The following is a 2,214-nucleotide window of genomic DNA, read 5'->3' as shown; positions in this document are numbered from 1 at the left end:
GCCGCGCCCCCCGGCCACCACTCCCCCGCGTCCTGTGAGCCGTCCACCGACACGCCCAGCTCCGCGGCCTCGGGCACCTCGATGCGCCTGACCTTGGGGAAGATCTCGTCGGGCAGCGCCACGTTGTCCTTCTCGGGCTGCTGCCAGCCGGCGTTCGGGCCGTATCGCTCCACGTCGCCGTACCCGATGTGCGGCTGTGTCTGGAAGCCGTTCCACTTGCCGCCCGCCACCTGGGAGTTGAAGCGGTCGGCGAGGGCGAAGTCCTGTCGCAGGCCGGCCTCCGCCTCGGCCGCCCGGTCGTTCGTCGCGGCCCGGCCCTGGGCCGCGTACAGCAGGTTCGTGAACTCGGCCGCCCGCAGCGCGTACACGTTCGCGGTCGCCTGCACCTCGTACCCGACCAGCTCGAACCACGCGTCCTGGGCCCGCGCCGGAAGCCGTCGCGCGATCCGGTCCGCCTCCTTCGCCAGCGTCCGCCACTCCTCCGTGACCCGCTCCAGCTCGCGGTGACCGAAGAAGAAGGGCGTCTCCTTGTCGTCGTAGAGGATCGCGCTCTCTTCCTTGGTGGGGTCCTTCGCGGGGTCGAGCGTGATGCGACGGTTGAGCAGCTCGGGCTTGCGGCGGGCCTGGAGCTGTCCGTAGTCGGCGAGGACGGCGGCGATCGCGCGGGCCTCGGCCGCGCCGAAGTTCTGCCGCGCGTAGCCCCGCTCCCACTCCTCCAGGTCGTCCGGGCCCAGGCGGTCCGGGTTCCAGGCGTAGTTCAGGAAGAACTCGGTCGGCAGCTCGTTGCCCTTCAGGTCGCCGACGTTCGTCACCCACAGCCCGTGGTTGCCGTAAGCGTGCGCCTGGTGCAGCTGGTCCCAGAGGTTGGCCAGACTGGCCGTGTCGACCCACTTGTAGTTGCGGCCCGCGCCCACGTAGTCGAAGTGGTAGTACAACCCATGACCACCCGCTCGCGGCTCCCCCGGATCCGGGTGCTTGCGGATGTTCCCCCAGTTGTCGTCGGTCAGGACGACTGTGACGTCGTCCGGCGCCCGCAGCCCGCGGTCCCAGTAGCGCTGGACCTCCTTGTAGAGCGTCCAGACCTGCGGGGTCTCCTCAAGTGGCCGCCCCGTGACCTCCGCGATGATCTCCCGCTGGGTCGCGATGATCTCCCGCATCAGCTCGATGCCGTCGCCGTCGGGCAGGCTCGTGTCGCCGTTGCCGCGCATCCCGAGCGTGACCACGCCCTCGAAGTCCTGGTCGACCATGCGCTCGATGCCGTCACGCCAGTACGCCTTGATGGCCTCGGCGTTGCGCCGGAAGGACCACTCCCCCGTGCCGCCGTACGGATCGTGTCCCGGCTTAACGATGGCTCCGGAGGAGTCGCGCACCGCGGGCACCGCGTGCCGGTTCCACTCCTCGATGCCCCGCATCATGGGCGCCTCGTGCGATGTGCCCATGACAATCCCATACGCCTTCGCCCGTGCGTGGTTCTCCGGATCGTCCTCGGCGAAGGCCCGGCCCCACACCGCGGGCCAGAGGTAGTTGCCCTTGAGGCGGAGCAGCACCTCGAAGACCTTGGCCCAGAAGTCCGCGTTGAAGCCGCCGGGGTGACCGGGCGCCTTCCCGGGCCCGAAGTACCTGGGCGCCCAGGTGCCGAGCGCCGGGTTCTCGTCGTTGATGAAGATCCCGCGGTACCTCACGGCCGGCGTGCCCTGGCTGAACCGCCCCGGCAGCACGTACACCGCGTCCCGGTGTACCGGCTCCACGTCGTCCCACCAGTACCAGGGCGAGACCCCGATGCCGTACGAGACGTCGTACGCCCCGAAGATCGTGCCGCGCGGATCGCTGCCGGCGATGACAAGTGCCCGCTCAACCCCGGGCAGGGGATGCTCGACGACGGTCTGCAGCGAGGTCTCCCAGCGGCCGCGCACCCCACTCACATCGAGCTTGCCCGACTCCACCAGCCCGTCGATCAGCGGACTGCTCCCGATGGTCCCGACGAGCACCGCCTCGCGTGCGATCGTGTCGCCCGGACGTGCACCCGTGACGCGTTCGATGTCGTCGCGGAGGTCTCCTGCGACCCGTACCACTCCGGGGTGATCCTCAGGACTTACGACGACAGGTGCGCCGACCAGCGGAAAGGCGCCCGGCTTCGGCGAGAAGGAGAGGTACGCCCCCGGATCGGTCGCCCTCGGCGCGCCACCCCCGGCCCTCTCCTGTCTCTTATACGCA

1 protein-coding gene is annotated in these 2,214 nt (G+C 70.0%); it reads right to left on the bottom strand.

The window, feature by feature from the left end; genetic code table 11:
• The coding region (locus FNH04_RS45185; protein ID WP_228032043.1) for a glycosyl hydrolase 115 family protein at positions 1 to 2,214 on the bottom strand (2,214 nt) is incomplete at both ends.

This window comes from Streptomyces phyllanthi, assembly GCF_009377205.1.
In the GTDB taxonomy this organism is placed as follows: domain Bacteria; phylum Actinomycetota; class Actinomycetes; order Streptomycetales; family Streptomycetaceae; genus Streptomyces; species Streptomyces phyllanthi.
This window is presented reverse-complemented; position numbering and strand designations above follow the sequence as displayed.